Origin of the sequence: Allobosea sp. BE125, from assembly GCF_031456075.1 — a bacterium.
Taxonomy (GTDB): domain Bacteria; phylum Pseudomonadota; class Alphaproteobacteria; order Rhizobiales; family Beijerinckiaceae; genus Allobosea.
The window spans coordinates 515,816-531,301 of the sequence record NZ_JAVDTY010000002.1; the positions used below are offsets into that span (position 1 = coordinate 515,816).

General features: G+C 65.5%; 12 protein-coding genes. 8 read left to right on the plus strand and 4 right to left on the minus strand.

All coding sequences use genetic code 11. The features are described 5' to 3' along the window. The first annotated feature begins 27 nt into the window (after positions 1–27). The 4 genes from J2Y55_RS07735 to J2Y55_RS07750 all read left to right on the plus strand — a co-directional run bounded on the left by J2Y55_RS07735 (position 28) and on the right by J2Y55_RS07750 (position 5,940). Positions 28–1,041 carry an extracellular solute-binding protein gene (locus J2Y55_RS07735; RefSeq protein ID WP_310150166.1) on the plus strand — a complete coding sequence of 338 codons (1,014 nt, stop codon included), beginning with the start codon at positions 28–30 and terminating at the stop codon, positions 1,039–1,041. After that, complete coding sequence (locus J2Y55_RS07740) at positions 1,038–2,717, plus strand: ABC transporter permease (protein WP_310150169.1); 1,680 nt, start codon at positions 1,038–1,040, stop codon at positions 2,715–2,717. Before J2Y55_RS07735 ends, J2Y55_RS07740 begins: the two co-directional genes overlap by 4 nt. A gap of 171 nt (positions 2,718–2,888) precedes the next feature. Next, positions 2,889–4,643, plus strand: a complete 1,755-nt coding sequence (locus tag J2Y55_RS07745; protein WP_310150172.1) for an AsmA family protein — start codon at positions 2,889–2,891, stop codon at positions 4,641–4,643. Between the two features lie 103 nt (positions 4,644–4,746). Then, positions 4,747–5,940, plus strand: a complete 1,194-nt coding sequence (locus J2Y55_RS07750) for an E22 family MetX-like putative esterase (protein WP_310150175.1) — start codon at positions 4,747–4,749, stop codon at positions 5,938–5,940. A 175-nt stretch (positions 5,941–6,115) separates the two neighbouring features. On the opposite strand, the gene J2Y55_RS07755 is transcribed toward J2Y55_RS07750, so the two are convergent. Then, entirely contained in the window at positions 6,116–7,081 is a 966-nt protein-coding gene (locus J2Y55_RS07755; RefSeq protein WP_310150178.1) for a GlxA family transcriptional regulator, read from the minus strand. Between the two features lie 74 nt (positions 7,082–7,155). Here J2Y55_RS07755 and J2Y55_RS07760 point away from each other — a divergent pair, with 74 nt between their 5' ends. Both J2Y55_RS07760 and J2Y55_RS07765 read left to right on the plus strand, forming a co-directional pair. Further along, positions 7,156–7,821, plus strand: a complete 666-nt coding sequence (locus tag J2Y55_RS07760; protein WP_310150182.1) for a DJ-1/PfpI family protein — start codon at positions 7,156–7,158, stop codon at positions 7,819–7,821. Continuing rightward, positions 7,818–7,967 carry a hypothetical protein gene (locus J2Y55_RS07765; protein ID WP_310150185.1) on the plus strand — a complete coding sequence of 50 codons (150 nt, stop codon included), beginning with the start codon at positions 7,818–7,820 and terminating at the stop codon, positions 7,965–7,967. Before J2Y55_RS07760 ends, J2Y55_RS07765 begins: the two co-directional genes overlap by 4 nt. 59 nt (positions 7,968–8,026) lie before the next feature. Here J2Y55_RS07765 and J2Y55_RS07770 read toward each other — a convergent pair whose 3' ends face one another. Further along, positions 8,027–8,227: a hypothetical protein gene (locus tag J2Y55_RS07770; RefSeq protein ID WP_310150189.1), complete on the minus strand. Its 201-nt coding sequence runs from the start codon at positions 8,225–8,227 to the stop codon at positions 8,027–8,029. A gap of 291 nt (positions 8,228–8,518) precedes the next feature. On the opposite strand from J2Y55_RS07770, the gene J2Y55_RS07775 reads away from it, so the two are divergent. Then, positions 8,519–10,306 (plus strand): peptide ABC transporter substrate-binding protein, encoded by a 1,788-nt coding sequence (locus J2Y55_RS07775; protein ID WP_310150191.1) that lies wholly within the window; start codon positions 8,519–8,521, stop codon positions 10,304–10,306. 157 nt (positions 10,307–10,463) lie between these two features. Here the strand turns inward: J2Y55_RS07775 and J2Y55_RS07780 are convergent, their stop codons facing one another. Beyond that, positions 10,464–11,096, minus strand: coding sequence for a MarC family protein (locus J2Y55_RS07780; RefSeq protein WP_069691952.1), 633 nt, complete (start codon positions 11,094–11,096; stop codon positions 10,464–10,466). Positions 11,097–11,354: 258 nt separating this feature from the next. Here J2Y55_RS07780 and gyrA point away from each other — a divergent pair, with 258 nt between their 5' ends. Further along, positions 11,355–14,120, plus strand: coding sequence for a DNA gyrase subunit A (gene gyrA / locus J2Y55_RS07785; protein ID WP_310150197.1), 2,766 nt, complete (start codon positions 11,355–11,357; stop codon positions 14,118–14,120). A gap of 155 nt (positions 14,121–14,275) precedes the next feature. On the opposite strand, the gene J2Y55_RS07790 is transcribed toward gyrA, so the two are convergent. Further along, the gene (locus J2Y55_RS07790; protein WP_310150199.1) at positions 14,276–15,391 is read right to left on the minus strand and encodes a M20 family metallopeptidase; all 1,116 of its coding nucleotides are present in this window, start codon (positions 15,389–15,391) and stop codon (positions 14,276–14,278) included. Positions 15,392–15,486 lie beyond the last annotated feature (95 nt).

Below are 15,486 nucleotides of genomic sequence, written 5' to 3' on the forward strand. Positions count from 1 at the left end.
GGGCCTTTAATCGAGAGGGAGCGCCCCATGATCCACTCCACCCATCTGTCCGCCCTGGCGCTGGCCACCGGTCTGCTGGCGACGCCGGTCATGGCCCAGAGCGTCAACCTCTACACCACGCGTGAGCCCGGCCTGCTCAATCCGGTGCTGGCCGCTTTCACCCAGGACACCGGCATCAAGGTCAACGCCGTGTTCCTGAAGGACGGCTTGCAGGAGCGCATCAAGGCGGAAGGCGCCAACAGCCCTGCCGACGTGATGCTGGTGGTCGATGTCGGCGAGATCAACGCGGCCGTGGACGCCGGCATCACCCAGCCGGTCAAGTCGGCTGCCGTCGACAAGATCGTGCCGGCGCAATTGCGCGGTCCCGACGACAACTGGGTCACCCTGACCAAGCGCGCCCGCATCGTCATTGTCTCGAAGGACCGGGTGCAGCAGGACGCGATCACCTATGAGGATCTCACCGACCCGAAATGGAAGGGCAAGTTCTGCATCCGCGCCGGCCAACACCCTTATAACAACGCCTTCTTTGCTGCTTACCTCGCCCGCAACGGCGCCGAGAAGACGGAAGGCTATCTCAAGGCGTTGAAGGCCAACACCGCCCGCAAGCCCGGTGGCGGCGACCGCGACGTCGCCCGCGACATCCTCTCGGGCCAGTGCGACATCGCCTTGATCAACACCTATTACATCGGCCTGATGAGCCAGGCGAAGAACGAGCAGAAGGGCTGGTACGACGCGATCAAGCCGCTGAAGACCAGCTTCGCCGACGGCGGCACGCATGTGAACGTCTCCGCCGCCGCGATCGCCAAGAACGCGCCCAACAAGGACAATGCGGTCAAGCTGATCGAATACATGCTCACCCCGAAGGCGCAGGAACTCTATGGCGACGGCAACTTCGAATTCCCGGTCAATGCCGAGGTCAAGGAGAGCGCCGCCGTCAAGCTGCTCGGCGTGATCACGCCCGACAAGACGCCGCTGACCGACATCGCCAGGAACCGCAAGGCCGCGGCCGACCTCGTCGACAAGGTCGGCTTCGACAATTGAGCCTGGGCGCTCCAGCCAGATCGCTGCGACGGCCGTCATTCCCACGGCGGCCGTCGACGCGTTTTGCCTGGGCGTCGCTGCTCGGCGCAGGGCTTGTCGCCGCTCCTCTCATCGCGCTGGCGCTGACCGCGCTCTCATCGGAGGCCGCGCAGATCTGGCCGCATCTCGCCACCAACGTCATTCCTCGGGCGCTCGGTGACACCTTGCGGCTGCTGCTCGGCGTCGGCGCCCTCTGCGCGCTGATCGGCGTCGCAACCGCCTGGCTCGTCACGCAATATGACTTTCCGGGTCGGCGCGCCTTCGAATGGCTGCTGGTCCTGCCGCTGGCGATGCCGACCTACATCACCGCCTATATCTACGTGGAAGTCCTGGGCTTCCAGGGGCCGTTCCAAACGGGCCTGCGGGCACTCACCGGCTGGCGCTCGCTGCGCGACTACTGGTTTCCCGACCCTCGCAATCTCATCGGCGCGATTATCATCATGGCGCTCGTGCTCTATCCTTACGTCTATCTCAGCGTGCGGGCGCTCTTCGGCCTGCAGGGCGCGGCGATGGTCGAAGCGGCGCGCACTTTAGGCGCCTCGCGGCGGCGCCTGTTCTGGCGCATCGGCCTGCCGATGGCGCGCCCGGCCCTGGCGGCGGGCCTGACGCTCGCCTTGCTGGAAACCCTGAACGATGTCGGCGCCACCGAATATCTCGGCGTGCGCTCGTTGACGCTCTCGATCTACACGACCTGGGTCAATCGCGGCTCGCTACCCGGCGCGGCCCAGATCGCCTGCGTCATGCTGGTGATGGTCGTCGGGCTGATCCTTATCGAGAAACACCTGCGCGGCCAGCGCCGCTTCGCGCTCTCGGTGCGCCAGCCGCGCCCCGTCGGGCGCATCAGACTCACCGGGCGCGCAGCCTTCAGTGCCGCGCTCGTCTGCGCCCTGCCCGTCCTGTTCGGCGCGCTCCTGCCGATCGGCTTCCTGCTCGGCGAGGTGCTGTCACGCGGTCTGCTGGCGCAGGTCGACGCCGCCTTGCTGCGAAATCTCGCCAATGCGCTGCTGCTCGCGGGCCTCGCCTCGGGCCTCGTCGTCGCGCTCGGCCTCGCCATCGCGGCGGCCAGCCGGCTTGGGCGCGAGGCCTGGCTCCAGGCTCTGGCGCGCACGGCCTCGCTCGGCTACGCCGTGCCTGGCACGGTGTTGGCGTTGGGCTTGCTGGTGCCGCTCGCGGCGCTGGACAACAGGCTCGCCGACGCCGCCCAGACCTGGTTCGGCGTCAATCCGGGCCTGCTTCTTATCGGCTCCGGCGCCGCGCTCGTCATCGCCTATACCGTGCGCTTCCTCTCTATCGCGATAGCCGGTATCGAAAGCGGGTTCGCGCGGGTTTCGCCGCGCATCGACGACGCCGCCCGACTGCTCGGCGCCGGAGCGCCCGAATTGCTGCGGCGCGTGCATTGGCCGTTGATGCGCCCGGCGATTGCGGCCGCGGCCTTGCTCGTCTTCGTCGATTGCCTGAAGGAGCTGCCGGCGACGCTGCTGCTGCGGCCGCTTAATCTCGATACCCTGGCGACGATCGTCTACGGCCACGCCTCGCGCGGCAGCTTCGAGGACGGAGCGCTCGCCAGCCTGTTGATCGTGCTGGCCGGCCTCTATCCCGCCATCATCCTGGCGCGGGCTGGCGGTAAGCCCGCCTGAAATCACGACCAGGTCCGTCATCTCGACAAGGTCCATATCTCGACAAGGTCCATATCTCGACAAGGTCCATATCTCGACAAGGTCCATATCTCGACAAGGTCTTGGCATCGTCATAAACCGGTCACCGGTCGAAAACCGGTTTCGGGCCGGATTCCCGCCACGCAAAGGCTCATGACAAGACGCGCTTCCATTCTCGCCTACGGCCTCGTCATCGCCGTCGTGCTGCTCGGATTGCAATCCTGGGGCATCGCGGTCGGGCGGGTGGAGCAGCGTGTGATCGCAGCCATCGAGCTGCGCACCGGGCTCGAGGTCACCGGGCTCGAGCGCGCCGAGATTGCTCTACTGCCCTTGCCGCGCATCAGCCTGTCCAAGGTTAGCTTTCGGCAGCGCGACCACCTCCTGACCGGCTCGGCCCTGCGGATCAAGGCCCGCGCGCGCATTCTGCCGCTGCTCATCGGGCAGTTCAGGTTCGATCGCATCGAATTGGTCTTGCCGCAGATCGACGTCGCGGTCGCAGGCACGGATGACGGGCTCGGTGACTGGCTCACGCCGCCCCTGAGCTATCTCGAGAGGCTGAAAGTCCAGAGCCGCATCATCATCACCGCCGGCTCGGTCTTCATGCGGGCGCAGGGCGTGATCCAGACCATCCTGCGCGACGTCAATCTCGTCCTCCAGGATCGCGACGCCGGCGAGCCGCTGAGCCTGTCGGGTTCGCTGACCTGGCGCGGCGTGCCAACGCAGGTCAGCCTGCTCTGGCCGATGGCCGGCGCGAATGCACGGCTGGCGCTGACAGCGGCCTCGCCCGTGATGAACCTGCAATTCGAGGGCGCCCGCAGCGGCCTGAACGACCCCGTCGTCAACGGCCGGCTCTCGCTTGCGACCAAGGCCTTGCCCGAGCTGCTCGGCTGGTTCGGCGAAACGCCGCGTCTGGCCTCCGCGATCGGCCCGCTGCACCTGACCGCCGACGCGCAGATCAAGCCGCATGAGGCCTCGCTGAGCAACGCCGTCGTCAGCCTCGAAGGCGAGCGGCTCGAAGGCGCGATCAAGCTCGGCGACGCCGGCGGGCGGCTGGCCCTGTCCGGCACGCTGGCTGGCGCGACGCTCGATCTCGGCCGGCTCTATAGTCGCCTCGGCGTGCTGCCCGCCACTGTGCCGGAGAACGAGAGCGCCCCGCTCGATTTCGACGCCTGGACCGCCCACGACATCGACCTGCGCATCTCCGTCGATGCGGCCAGGGTCAATGGCGCGCGGCTCGATGATGTCGCGACCTATCTCCTGGTCAAAAAGGGGCGTTTTGAGGCTGGGCTGCTGCGCGCCGGCGCTTATGGTGGCAGCCTGAAGGGGCGGTTCCTGGTGCTGGCGGCACCAGGCGGCGTCGACGTCAAGCTCCAGGGCGGCTTCGACAAGGTCAATCTCGGTAAGGCTGCCAGCGATGTGCCGGATCTGGCGAAGCTCAGCGGCATCGGCACGCTGCAAATCGCTCTGGACGGTCTCGGGGCTTCCTTCGAAGAGGTCGTCGCCTCGCTCAGTGGCAAGGCCGGCCTAAGCCTGCGCCAGGGCGAACTCGGTGGCGTTGCCTTTGGCGAGCTGCTGCGCCGGCTGGAGCGCAATCCAAACCTGGTGCTGCGCGACTGGCGGCAGGGCAAGACCCCATTCGATACAGCCGCCGTCAATCTCAGCATCGCCAATGGCGTCGCGATGGTGACCGATGCGCAGATGATCGGGGCCAGCTATCAATTGACGCTGGCAGGCCAGGTCTCGCTGGCTGGACGCGCCTATGAAATGGGCCTCCTGCTTACGCCCAGCAATGGCCCACTCCGCCTGCCCTTCACCCTCAAGGGCCCGCTCGACAACCCCACGCTGGAGCTCGACACCGAGGCGCTATCGCGCGGAGCCACGGCTTTCCCGACACAGCTGCTGCGCTGAACAGAGCCGGGCACGCCGCTTTTTACAGCTTTCATTGCGGATCGAATTCCGCTCTCATGCCGCCCAAGGCCGCCCGACGGCCATTCAAGGGGAGGATATCGGCATGAAGCACTGGATTGCGGGCGCGGTCGGCGTCGTGGGATTGATGATGACTGGCATGATCGCGACGGGTACGGCTGAGGCGCAGGAGCTGATCGTCGAAAAGAAGATCTTCGAACTGCCGAGCTACACCACGCAAGGCGGCCGAACCCTCAAGAACGTCAAGGTCGGTTGGGAGAGCTACGGCACGCTCAATGCCGACAAGTCAAACGCGATCCTGATCTGCCATTTCTTCTCGGCCAACTCGCATGCTGCCGGAAAATATGCCGCCGCAGACGCTGCGCCCGGTTATTGGGACGCCATTGTCGGACCCGGCAAGGCGATCGACACGAACAAATATTTCGTCCTCTCCTCCGATACGCTGGTCAACCTCAATACCGGCGACCCCAAGACCACGACCACCGGCCCCGCCTCGATCGATCCCGACACCGGCAAGCCCTATGCGCTCGACTTCCCAGTCGTGACAATCGGCGATTTCGTCAATGTCCAAAAGGCCTTGGTCGAAAGTCTCGGCATCAGGAAGCTCGCCCTGGTCGCCGGTCCCTCGATGGGCGCGCTGCAGACCTATGAATGGGCCGCGAGCTATCCTGAGATGGTCGCCAAGGCGATGCCTGTGATCGGCGCGGCCGAGGCCGACGCACAGCTGATCGCCTGGCTCGACGTCTGGGCTGCACCCATCCTGGTCGACCAGAACTGGAACAAGGGTGATTACTACGGCAAGACCCCGCCCAATGCCGGCCTCGCCAAGGCTCTGGCCGTGGTCACGCTTCAGGCCAATCACGGCGACTGGACCAACGGTACCTTCGGCCGCCGTCCCGCCAAGGAGGGCGACGCTCCGGCCAAGACGCTCGCCAACAAGTTCCAGGTCCAGAGCATTCTCGACAATGCCGGCGAGGCCCGCGCAAAAGTCTCGGACGCCAACCATTTCCTCTATCTGGTCAAGGCCAACCAACTCTACGCCGCCGGTGGCATCTCGCTCGCGGACGCGGCCAGCAAGATCAAGGCGCCCGTGCTGCTGATCAGCCAGCCCAAGGACCTCGTCTTCACCGCGGACGCGATCGAGCGGACCGCCGAGACGCTTAGGAAGGGTGGCGTCAACGTCACCCAGGCCTTCATCCAGGGCACGCGCGGCCATCTCGACGGCGTCATCTCGATGAAGCAGGCGGAGGGCGCAATCCGGGCGTTTCTGGAGAAATAGGCGTCCTTTTTCGACCGACCGCGCCGTCATTCCAGACAATAAGTGAGGGCGTTATCCCGGTTTCCGGAAAGCTGCGCCGCCCTCTTCCCGTCTCCCCATCAAAGTCGGCTCTTGCCGACTTTGACACTTAGGTTGCCCATCGCGCGCGCGATTCGCGGCCCGCGAACAACATGTCCTATCCGGCGAACCTGTCGCGATAGCTTTGCGGGCTGGTGCCGAGCCTGCGCAGGAAGGCGCGCCGCATCGTCTCCTCCGAGCCGAAGCCGCAGCGGGTCGAGGCCCGCGCCACCGGCAGACCTTGCTCGAGCAGGCGCCGGGCCGTCTCGATCCGGAGATCCTCGACGGCGCGTGCCGGCGTTCGGCCGGTAGCTTGATGGTAGTGGCGCGCGAAGCTGCGCACGCTCATATGCGCGGCCTCCGCCAGCGCGCCCAACGACAGATCGCCGCGAAGATTGGCGATGATCCAGGCGTGGAGGCGGTCGAAACGCCCGTCGCGCTCCTGAAGCGCCAGCGCCGCGCTGAATTGCGCCTGCCCGCCCGGGCGCTTCAGGAACACGACGAGCTGCCGCGCGATCGCAAGCGCCATCGCGCGCCCGAGATCGGCTTCGACCAGCGCCAGAGCGAGATCAATTCCCGCCGTCACGCCGGCCGAGGTCCAGATCTCGTGATCCCGGATGAAGATCGGATCAGGATCGAGGCGCACCTCGGGAAAGCGCTTCGAGAATTCGGCGCAACGCTGCCAATGGGTGACGGCGCGCCGCCCGTCGAGAAGCCCTGCCGAGGCCAGCAGGAAGGCGCCGCTGCAGACGGAGGCGGTGCGCTGCGCCGCCTTCGCGCGCTGGCTGATCCAGGCGACAAGGCCCGGATCGTCGCAGGCCGCGTTGACGCCCCAGCCGCCGGCAACGATCAGGGTGTGCAGCGGCAGATCGACCGCCGGCAGCGGGACTGTGGCGAGTTCCAGCCCGGCCGTCGTCATCACCCGCTCGCCATCGGCCACCACCACCGGCTCATAGGGCAGCGCACCGCGCTCGATCCTGGCGAGGTCGTTTGCCGTGGCGAAGACCTGCAGCGGCCCGGCGACATCGAGAAGCTGGGCTTTCGGGAAGGTCAGGATTTCGATGCGGCGCGGCAGGTTTGGCATGAAGCGAGGGATGATTGGCAATACGGCCAGAGATTGCTCCGCTAGGCTGGCCCGCGTCAATCAGGAGTTTCCCCATGCCCCTTCGCTTCGGCATCCTCGTCTTCCCGAACGTGCAACAGCTCGATCTCACCGGCCCCTACGAGGTCTTCGCATCCGCACGCGATACGGAGGTTCATCTCGTCTGGAAGGATCGCGAGCCGCTGCTGGCATCGACCCGCCTGTCGCTGACGCCGACCGCCACCTTCGCCGACTGCCCGGTGCTCGATGTCCTGTGCATACCCGGCGGAGGCGGCGTCAATGTGCTGCTGCGCGACGACATCGTGCTCGGCTTCGTGCGCGAGCAAGCTGCGAAGGCGCGCTATGTCACCTCGGTCTGCACCGGCTCCCTGGTGCTCGGCGCGGCCGGGCTGCTGCAGGGCAAGCGCGCCACCACCCACTGGAACGCCCATGACTTCCTCGGCCGCTTCGGCGCCATTCCGGTCGACGAGCGCATCGTGCAGGACGGCAACCTGATCACCGCAGGCGGCGTCACCTCGGGCATCGACTTCGGACTGGCTGTGATCGCGGAGCTGATGGGACAGGCCGAGGCCGAGATCGTCCAGCTCTCGCTTGAATATGCGCCGCAGCCGCCCTTCCACTCCGGCACGCCGAAAGAGGCTTCGCCGGCAGTGCTGGCGGAGACGAGGCGCCGCCTGGCAGGATCGCGGGCCGCACGCGAGGAGATTCTGTCGCACTGGTGACGGCTTCGCTCGCCCAGGCCTTCATCCAGGGCACGCGCAGCCATCGCGACGGCGTCACCTCGATGAAGCAGGCCGAAGGCGCGATCCGGGCCTTTTGGGAGAAACAGGTCTCGTCCCTTTTCGACCCATCGCGCCGTGTTCCCTAGGCATGCGGGAAAGGGGCTCCCCCGCCCCGCTAGAGCCGCAGGCAGTATCGCAAACAGCTTTATTGGCCGCGGCGGCTGTCTTGCTCCCGGCGCCAGGCGATCAGGGACAACAACAGCGGCCCTACGGTTACGGCGATGATGGCTCCGCCTGCCATCCATCCCAGCGCGCCGCCGCCGATCAATTCGTCGACGACAAACGCCGCGGCGAAGACTCCGACGAGCGCAAGCAAAACCTTGGCAATCCAACCGCCCTTGGTCATCGAGAGCTCCGTCCAGTTTCCGTTCAAATGAAATTCGTACGCATTGGGGAGGCCCCTTCGGAGCCGACCGACAGCCCCTAGGTGATCGCGATTTAAAGGGCGTCCGCAATGAGGTGGCAAGCGGGCATCAACGCACCGTCCTCTTCAGCCGCCTTAAGGCGGGCTTAAGATTGTGGCTCTTACGAGAAGAGCCGCGACCAAAGCATAGCCATGCTTTGGATTTGATAAAACAAGACTAGATCCGATCATTATATTGATCGGTATCTTGTCGATGCGATGCGAAGGCAAGTTATGAATAGTCAGCATATCCAAGGCATGGTGCAAAATCTGAAAGAAGGCCGCCTATCGCGACGCTCCTTCATCCAGAAGATGGCGGCATTTGGCATCGGCGCCCCGATCGCAAGCCAGATACTCGCCTGGAACAACGTTGCGATGGCCAACGCCACGCTCGAATACAAGCCGACCAAGGCCGGCGGCGGCGGGCCGCTGAAGCTCCTGCTCTGGCAGGCCCCGACCCTGCTGAACCCGCATTTCGCCTCCGGCACCAAGGACCAGATTGCCTCGCGCATCTTCTATGAGCCGCTCGCCGGCTGGGACAAGGAGGGCAATCTAATCCCGCAGCTCGCCGCCGCGATTCCGAGCAAGGAGAATGGCGGCCTCTCGGAAGACGGCACCAGTGTGACCTGGAAGCTGAAGCCAGGCGTGAAGTGGCATGACGGCAAGCCGCTCACTGCCGACGACGTCGTCTTCACCTGGGAATACGCCGCCGATCCGGCGACCGCCGCCTACACCACCGGCGCCTACAAGGACATCAAGGTCGAGAAGGTCGACGATCTCACGATCAAGGTGATCTTCAGCAAGCCGACACCGTTCTGGGCCGACCCCTTCGTCGGCGTCGCCGGCATGATCATCCCGAAGCATCATTTCGCCGAGTACAAGGGCGCCAAGTCGCGCGAGGCCCCGGCCAATCTGAAGCCTGTCGGCACCGGCCCCTACAAATTCGCCGACTTCAAGCCCGGCGACATCCTCGCCGGCACGCGCAACGAGGATTACCACGTCAAGAACCAGCCGCATTTCGACACGCTCGAGGTCAAGGGCGGCGGTGACGCAGTCTCGGCCGCACGCGCCGTGCTGCAGACCGGCGAGTACGACTATGCCTGGGATACGCTGGTCGAGGACGAAGTGCTCAAGCGCCTGGAAACCGGCGGCCGCGGCAAGATCAGCGCGGCGCCCGCGGGCGATGTCGAGTTCATCACCCTGAACACCACAGACCCGTGGACCGAGGTCGATGGCGAGCGCTCCAGCGTCAAGACCAAGCACCCGACGCTGTCCGATCCGGCCGTTCGCCAGGCGATCAACCTGCTGATCGACCGCGACTCGATCCAGAAGTTCATCTATGGCCGCGGCGGCGTCGCCACCGCGAGCTTCGTGAACGAGCCCAAGCAGTTCAAGTCGCAGAAGCTCAAATACGAGTTCAGCATCGAGAAGGCCAACAAGATCCTCGACGAGGCCGGCTGGAAGAAGGGCGCCGACGGCGTCCGCGAGAAGGATGGCAAGAAGCTCAAATTCGTCTTCCAGACCTCGATCAACGCCCCGCGCCAAAAGGTCCAGGCCATCGTCAAGCAGGCCTGCCAGCGCGCCGGCATCGAGCTGGAGCTGAAGTCGGTCACGGCTTCGGTGTTCTTCTCCTCCGACGTCGCCAACCCCGACACCTACACCAAGCTCTATGTCGACATGGAGATGTACACCACGACGCAGCCGCAGCCCGATCCGGAGCGTTTCCTCAACCAGTTCACCTCCTGGGAGATCGCCAACAAGGAGAATAAATGGCTGGGCCGCAACGTCTCGCGCTATTCCGACCCGGCTGCCGACGAAGCCTACAAGGCCGCCCAGAAGGAGCTCGATCCGGCCAAGCGCGCAGCGCTCTTGATCAAGGTCAACGAGATCTTCTGCGAGGCCAACGTCATCCTGCCGGTCCTTTCAAGGACCAAGGTCGTGGCGGCGGCGCAAAGCCTTGCGCACGACCATAGCGGCTGGGACGTCGACACCTGGAACCTCGCGGCCTGGTATCGCAGCTAAGCGCTAGCGGCCCCTCGCGGAGACACAATCTCCGCGAGGGGCCGCATTGCAATAAGAAAGCCCGGCGGGTTAGACCCGCCGGGCTTTCTTGCATATATGGGCAGCGTCGGGACGGAACAAACGTCTGCCCCCCACACCGGAAGTGGAACGAACCACCCTACCCCGCCGTGATCACCGCCTTCACGCCATCGATCACGAATTGCACCGCGAGCGCCGCCAGGATCACGCCGAGCAGGCGCGTCAGCACGACATTGCCGGTAACGCCGAGCAGCCGGGCCATCGGCACCGCCAGCAGGAAGACGACAAGGCAGGACAGGATCACCAGGCCGCAGATCACGGCGAGCGAAGCCAGCATCAGCGGGTTGCCCTCGGCCCTGCCGGCCAGCAGCATCATCGCCGTCAGCGCGCCCGGCCCCGCCATCAGCGGGATCGCCAGCGGAAAGGCCGCGACATTGCGGATATGGTCCTGCGTGATCGCGATCTCGGCGGTCTGCGCCTTGCGCTCGTTGCGGCGCTCGAACACCATCTCGAACGAAATCCAGAACAGCAGCAAACCGCCGGCGATGCGGAAGGCCGGCAGCGAGACGCCGAGCGCCTTCAGCACGATGTCTCCCGCCACGCCGAAGAAGGCCATGATGCCAAACGCGATGATGCAAGCGCGAACCGCGACCTGCCTGCGCTCATCCCCCGTCATGCCGCGCGTCAGCGACAGGAAGATCGGCGCGAGCCCCGGAGGGTCGAGCGTGACCAGAAGCGTCACCAGCGCGGAGGTGAGGAAATCGAGGTTCATCGCGGGCAGTAAGCCATGCCGCAGGTGCAACCGCCAGCGCGAAGGTGGAACGGGTTGGACAGGGCTCCGAATGGCCGCTTTCGCCGCCAATCAAGGCAGCATTGTGGAACGGGCGGCGCCGCCGCATCTCCGAGCCCCGCAACCATTTGATTCAAATGGCTTATTTTTCCCCTGAAAAGCCAACCGCCGCACTGGCTTCCCCTGCCGGAATCGGGTAGCCAGAAGCCTGAAAAATAGCAGGAATCGGGACCCAATCCCTTGAGCGACGACACAGACGACAAGCGCCCGGACGAGCCGCATTTCGGCGGCGACATCAAGCCGATCGCGATCACCGACGAGATGAAGAAGAGCTATCTCGATTACGCCATGAGCGTGATCGTGAGCCGCGCTCTGCCCGACGTCCGCGACGGCTTGAAGCCCGTGCACCGGCGCATCCTGTTCTCGATGCACGAGAACAAGAACACGCCCGACCGGTCCTACACCAAATGCGCCCGCATCGTCGGCGACACGATGGGTAAGTACCATCCGCACGGCAATCTCGCCGTCTATGACGCGCTCGTGCGCATGGCGCAGGATTTCTCGCTGCGCCTGCCCTTGATCGACGGCCAGGGCAATTTCGGCTCGATGGACGGCGATAGCGCCGCAGCCGATCGTTATACCGAAGCCAGGCTCGACAAGGCGGCGATGTCGCTGCTGGAGGACCTCGACCTCGACACCGTCGAGTTCCAGCCGAACTATGACGGCAAGGAGCTCGAGCCGAAGGTCCTGCCGGCGCGCTTCCCCAATCTGCTCGTCAACGGCGCCGGCGGCATCGCGGTCGGCATGGCGACCAATATCCCGCCGCATAATCTCGGCGAGGTCATCGATGCCTGCATCGCGCTGATCGAGAACCCCGAGATCTCGATCGACGAATTGATCGAGATCGTGCCCGGCCCGGACTTCCCGACCGGCGCCTCGATCATGGGCCGCAGCGGCATCCACTCCGCCTATCACACCGGCCGCGGCTCGATCGTGATGCGTTCGAAGACGCATATCGAGGAACTGCGCAAGGAGCGCGAGGCGATCATCGTCACCGAGGTTCCCTATCAGGTGAACAAGGCCTCGATGGTCGAGAAGATCGCCGATCTGGTTCGCGAAAAGCGCATCGAGGGCATCTCGGACCTGCGCGACGAATCCAGCCGCGAGGGCGTGCGCGTCGTCATCGAGATCAAGCGCGATGCGGTCGCCGATGTCGTGCTGAACCAGCTCTACCGCTTCACCCCGCTGCAGACCTCGTTTGGCGCCAATATGGTGGCTCTGACCGGCGGCCGGCCGGAGGTCCTGAACCTCAAGGACTTCATCGCGGCTTTCGTCGAGTTCCGCGAAGAGGTCGTCTCGCGGCGCACCCGCTTCCTGCTCAACAAGGCTCGCGAGCGCGCCCATGTGCTCTGCGGCCTCGCCACGGCGGTTGCCAATATCGACGAGGTCATCCGCCTGATCCGGACCGCGCCGACGCCGGCCGCCGCCCATGCTTCGTTGATGGAACGCAACTGGCCGGCCGAGGACATCGCGCCGCTGATCGCGCTGGTTGACGATCCGCGCCATCCGATGAATGCCGACGGCACCTACAAGCTGTCGGACGCCCAGGCCAAGGCGATCCTCGAACTGCGCCTCGCTCGCCTGACGGCTCTGGGCCGCGACGAAATCGGCGAGGAGCTGTCGAAGCTCGCCACCGAGATCGCCGATTATCTCGAGATCCTGCGTTCGCGCGTCCGCATTCAGACGATCATCAAGAACGAGCTTGTCGAGGTGAAGGCCGCCTTCGCCACGCCGCGCCGCACGGTGATCCAGGATTGGGGTTCCGATCTCGACGACGAGGATCTGATCGCGCGCGAGGACATGGTCGTCACCGTGTCCCATGCCGGCTACATCAAGCGCGTACCGCTCTCGACTTATCGGGCGCAGAAGCGCGGCGGCAAGGGCCGCTCCGGCATGGCGACGCGCGACGAGGATTTCGTTGCGCGTCTCTTCGTCGCCTCGACGCACACACCGGTGCTGTTCTTCTCTTCGCATGGCCAGGTCTACAAGGAGAAGGTCTGGCGGCTGCCGCTGGCGGCGCCGAACGCGCGCGGCAAGGCGCTGGTCAACATGCTGCCGCTCGACCAGAGCGAGCGCATCACCACGATCATGCCGCTGCCGGAGGACGAGGAGAGCTGGGAGAAGCTCGACGTGATGTTCGCCACCGCCTCGGGCGGGGTCAGGCGCAACAAGCTGTCGGACTTCGTCAACGTCAACCGCGCCGGCAAGATCGCGATGAAGCTCGACGAGGGCGACGCCATCGTCGACGTGCAGATCTGCACCGAGGATAACGACGTGCTGCTGACCACGGCGCTGGGCCAGTGCATCCGCTTCCCGGTGCCTGAGGTGCGCGTCTTCAAGGGCCGCGATTCCACCGGCGTGCGCGGCATCAACCTGGCTTCGGGCGACATCGTCATCTCGATGGCGATCCTGCGCCATGTCGAGGCCGACGGCGAGACCCGTCAGGCCTACCTCAAGCTGCGCCGCGCCATCGCCGGCGAGATCGGCGAGGACACCACGGCGAGCGACGGCGAAGAGGCGAGCGGCAATGCCGAGATCAGCCAGGAGCGCTATGTCGAGCTCTCCGAGGCCGAGGAGGTCATCCTGACCATCTCTGTGAACGGCTATGGCAAGCGCACCTCGGCCTATGAGTACCGGATCACCGGGCGCGGGGGCAAAGGCATCGTCGCCATGGCCACCACCGAGCGCAACGGCAATCTGATCGCCTCCTTCCCGGTGGAGGAGAGCGACCAGATCATGCTGGTGACCGATGGCGGCCAGCTCATCCGCTGCCCGGTCGACCAGATCGGCGTCAAGGGCCGCTCGACGCAGGGCGTCACCATCTTCGACACCGCCAAGGACGAAAAGGTCGTCTCGGTCGAGCGCGTCAGCGATGATGGCGGGGACGATGAGGGCGAAGGCGAGACTGAGGTCGGCCCGGCGCCGGAGGAGAACGGCGGGGAGTGATCTCCTCGCCGCTGCCGGGAAATGGCACCGTCATGCTCGGGCTTGACCCGAGCATCCCCTGGGAATGAGACGCAGCGATAGCGCCATATTTGAGGAGCGATTCTCGGGTCTGCGCTTCGCTTCGCCCGAGAATGACGCTGCGGCCCGGCGGCCCCTCAAATCGTCTCCAGCAAGCCCTTGATCAGCGCCCGGCGCGGGGCGATCGACGAGACCAGCCCGAATTCGGCGAGCGTATGGGCGCCGCCGCCATCGATGCCGAGGCCATCCAGCGTGGGGATGCCCAGCGCCGCGGTGAAATTGCCGTCCGAGCCCCCCCCAGTCATCGGCACATCCTGCAGGTCGAAACCGATCCCCGCCGCGATGCCGCGCGCCGTCTCGAACAGCCCCGCCACCGCGGTCGATTTCTCGTAAGGCGGCCGGTTCATCCCGCCCATGACCTTGATCACGACATCAGGATCGCGCGGCGTCAGGCCGATGATGCGGTTTTCCATCATCACGCCGTCGGCGAGGCTGGTGACACGGCAATCGACGGAAAACCAGGCGTGCTGCGGAATCACATTGGCCGCGGTACCGCCGCCGACCAGCGCGACCGAGGTCGTGATGCCGCGCGCATAATCGGTCATGCCCTCGATCGCCAGGATCTGATGCGCCGCCTCGCGGATGGCGCTACGGCCATCGGCATGGCGCGTGCCGGAATGAGCGGGCCTGCCCTCGAGCCTGACGTCGAAGCGGCCGACGCCTTTGCGCGCGGTGACGATCCGGCCGCCGTCGCGCGCAGGCTCCGTCACCAGAACGGCTGCCGATTTACGCCCGATCTCCTCGATCAGGCCGCGCGTCGTCGGTGAGCCGATCTCCTCGTCGGGCGTGAACAGGAAGACCATCGGTCGCTTCGCCGAGCCCGCGATCGCGACCTCCTTGAACGCCTGCAGTGCAAGCCAGGCGCCGCCCTTCATGTCGCAGGCGCCCGGCCCATAAAGCTTGTCGCCCTCGACGCGCACAGGCAGATCCTTGGCGCTCGTGCCGACCGGATGGACCGTGTCGAGATGCGACATCACCGCGACGGCAGGCTCGCCATTATTGGGACCGGCGCGCAGGATCAGGCTGTCGCCAAGCCCGTCGCGGCCCGGCAGGCGCTCGACCGCGATCGGCAGCCCTTCGACCTCCTTGGCGACGAGGTCCATCATCCCGTTCACGCCGGGCGCATGATGGGTCGGGCTCTCCAGGGCAAGCCAGACGGACAGGGCGGAGATGGTGGGATCGATGCTGCTCATCTCGCGAGCTTCGCCAAGAAGCATGGCGCAAGCAAGGACGCGACCTGGCGCGGCACCCCTGCCCTCACCGCATGGCGAACTGCAATTGCGGGTTG

Excerpts from the sequence above, each read along its gene's own strand:
- J2Y55_RS07735 (WP_310150166.1), top strand. The coding sequence starts at position 28 with ATGATCCACTCCACCCATCTGTCCGCCCTGGCGCTGGCCACCGGTCTG.
- J2Y55_RS07745 (WP_310150172.1), top strand. The coding sequence starts at position 2,889 with ATGACAAGACGCGCTTCCATTCTCGCCTACGGCCTCGTCATCGCCGTC.
- J2Y55_RS07750 (WP_310150175.1), top strand. The coding sequence starts at position 4,747 with ATGAAGCACTGGATTGCGGGCGCGGTCGGCGTCGTGGGATTGATGATG.
- J2Y55_RS07755 (WP_310150178.1), bottom strand. The coding sequence starts at position 7,081 with ATGCCAAACCTGCCGCGCCGCATCGAAATCCTGACCTTCCCGAAAGCC.
- J2Y55_RS07760 (WP_310150182.1), top strand. The coding sequence starts at position 7,156 with ATGCCCCTTCGCTTCGGCATCCTCGTCTTCCCGAACGTGCAACAGCTC.
- J2Y55_RS07770 (WP_310150189.1), bottom strand. The coding sequence starts at position 8,227 with ATGACCAAGGGCGGTTGGATTGCCAAGGTTTTGCTTGCGCTCGTCGGA.
- J2Y55_RS07775 (WP_310150191.1), top strand. The coding sequence starts at position 8,519 with ATGAATAGTCAGCATATCCAAGGCATGGTGCAAAATCTGAAAGAAGGC.
- J2Y55_RS07780 (WP_069691952.1), bottom strand. The coding sequence starts at position 11,096 with ATGAACCTCGATTTCCTCACCTCCGCGCTGGTGACGCTTCTGGTCACG.
- J2Y55_RS07790 (WP_310150199.1), bottom strand. The coding sequence starts at position 15,391 with ATGAGCAGCATCGATCCCACCATCTCCGCCCTGTCCGTCTGGCTTGCC.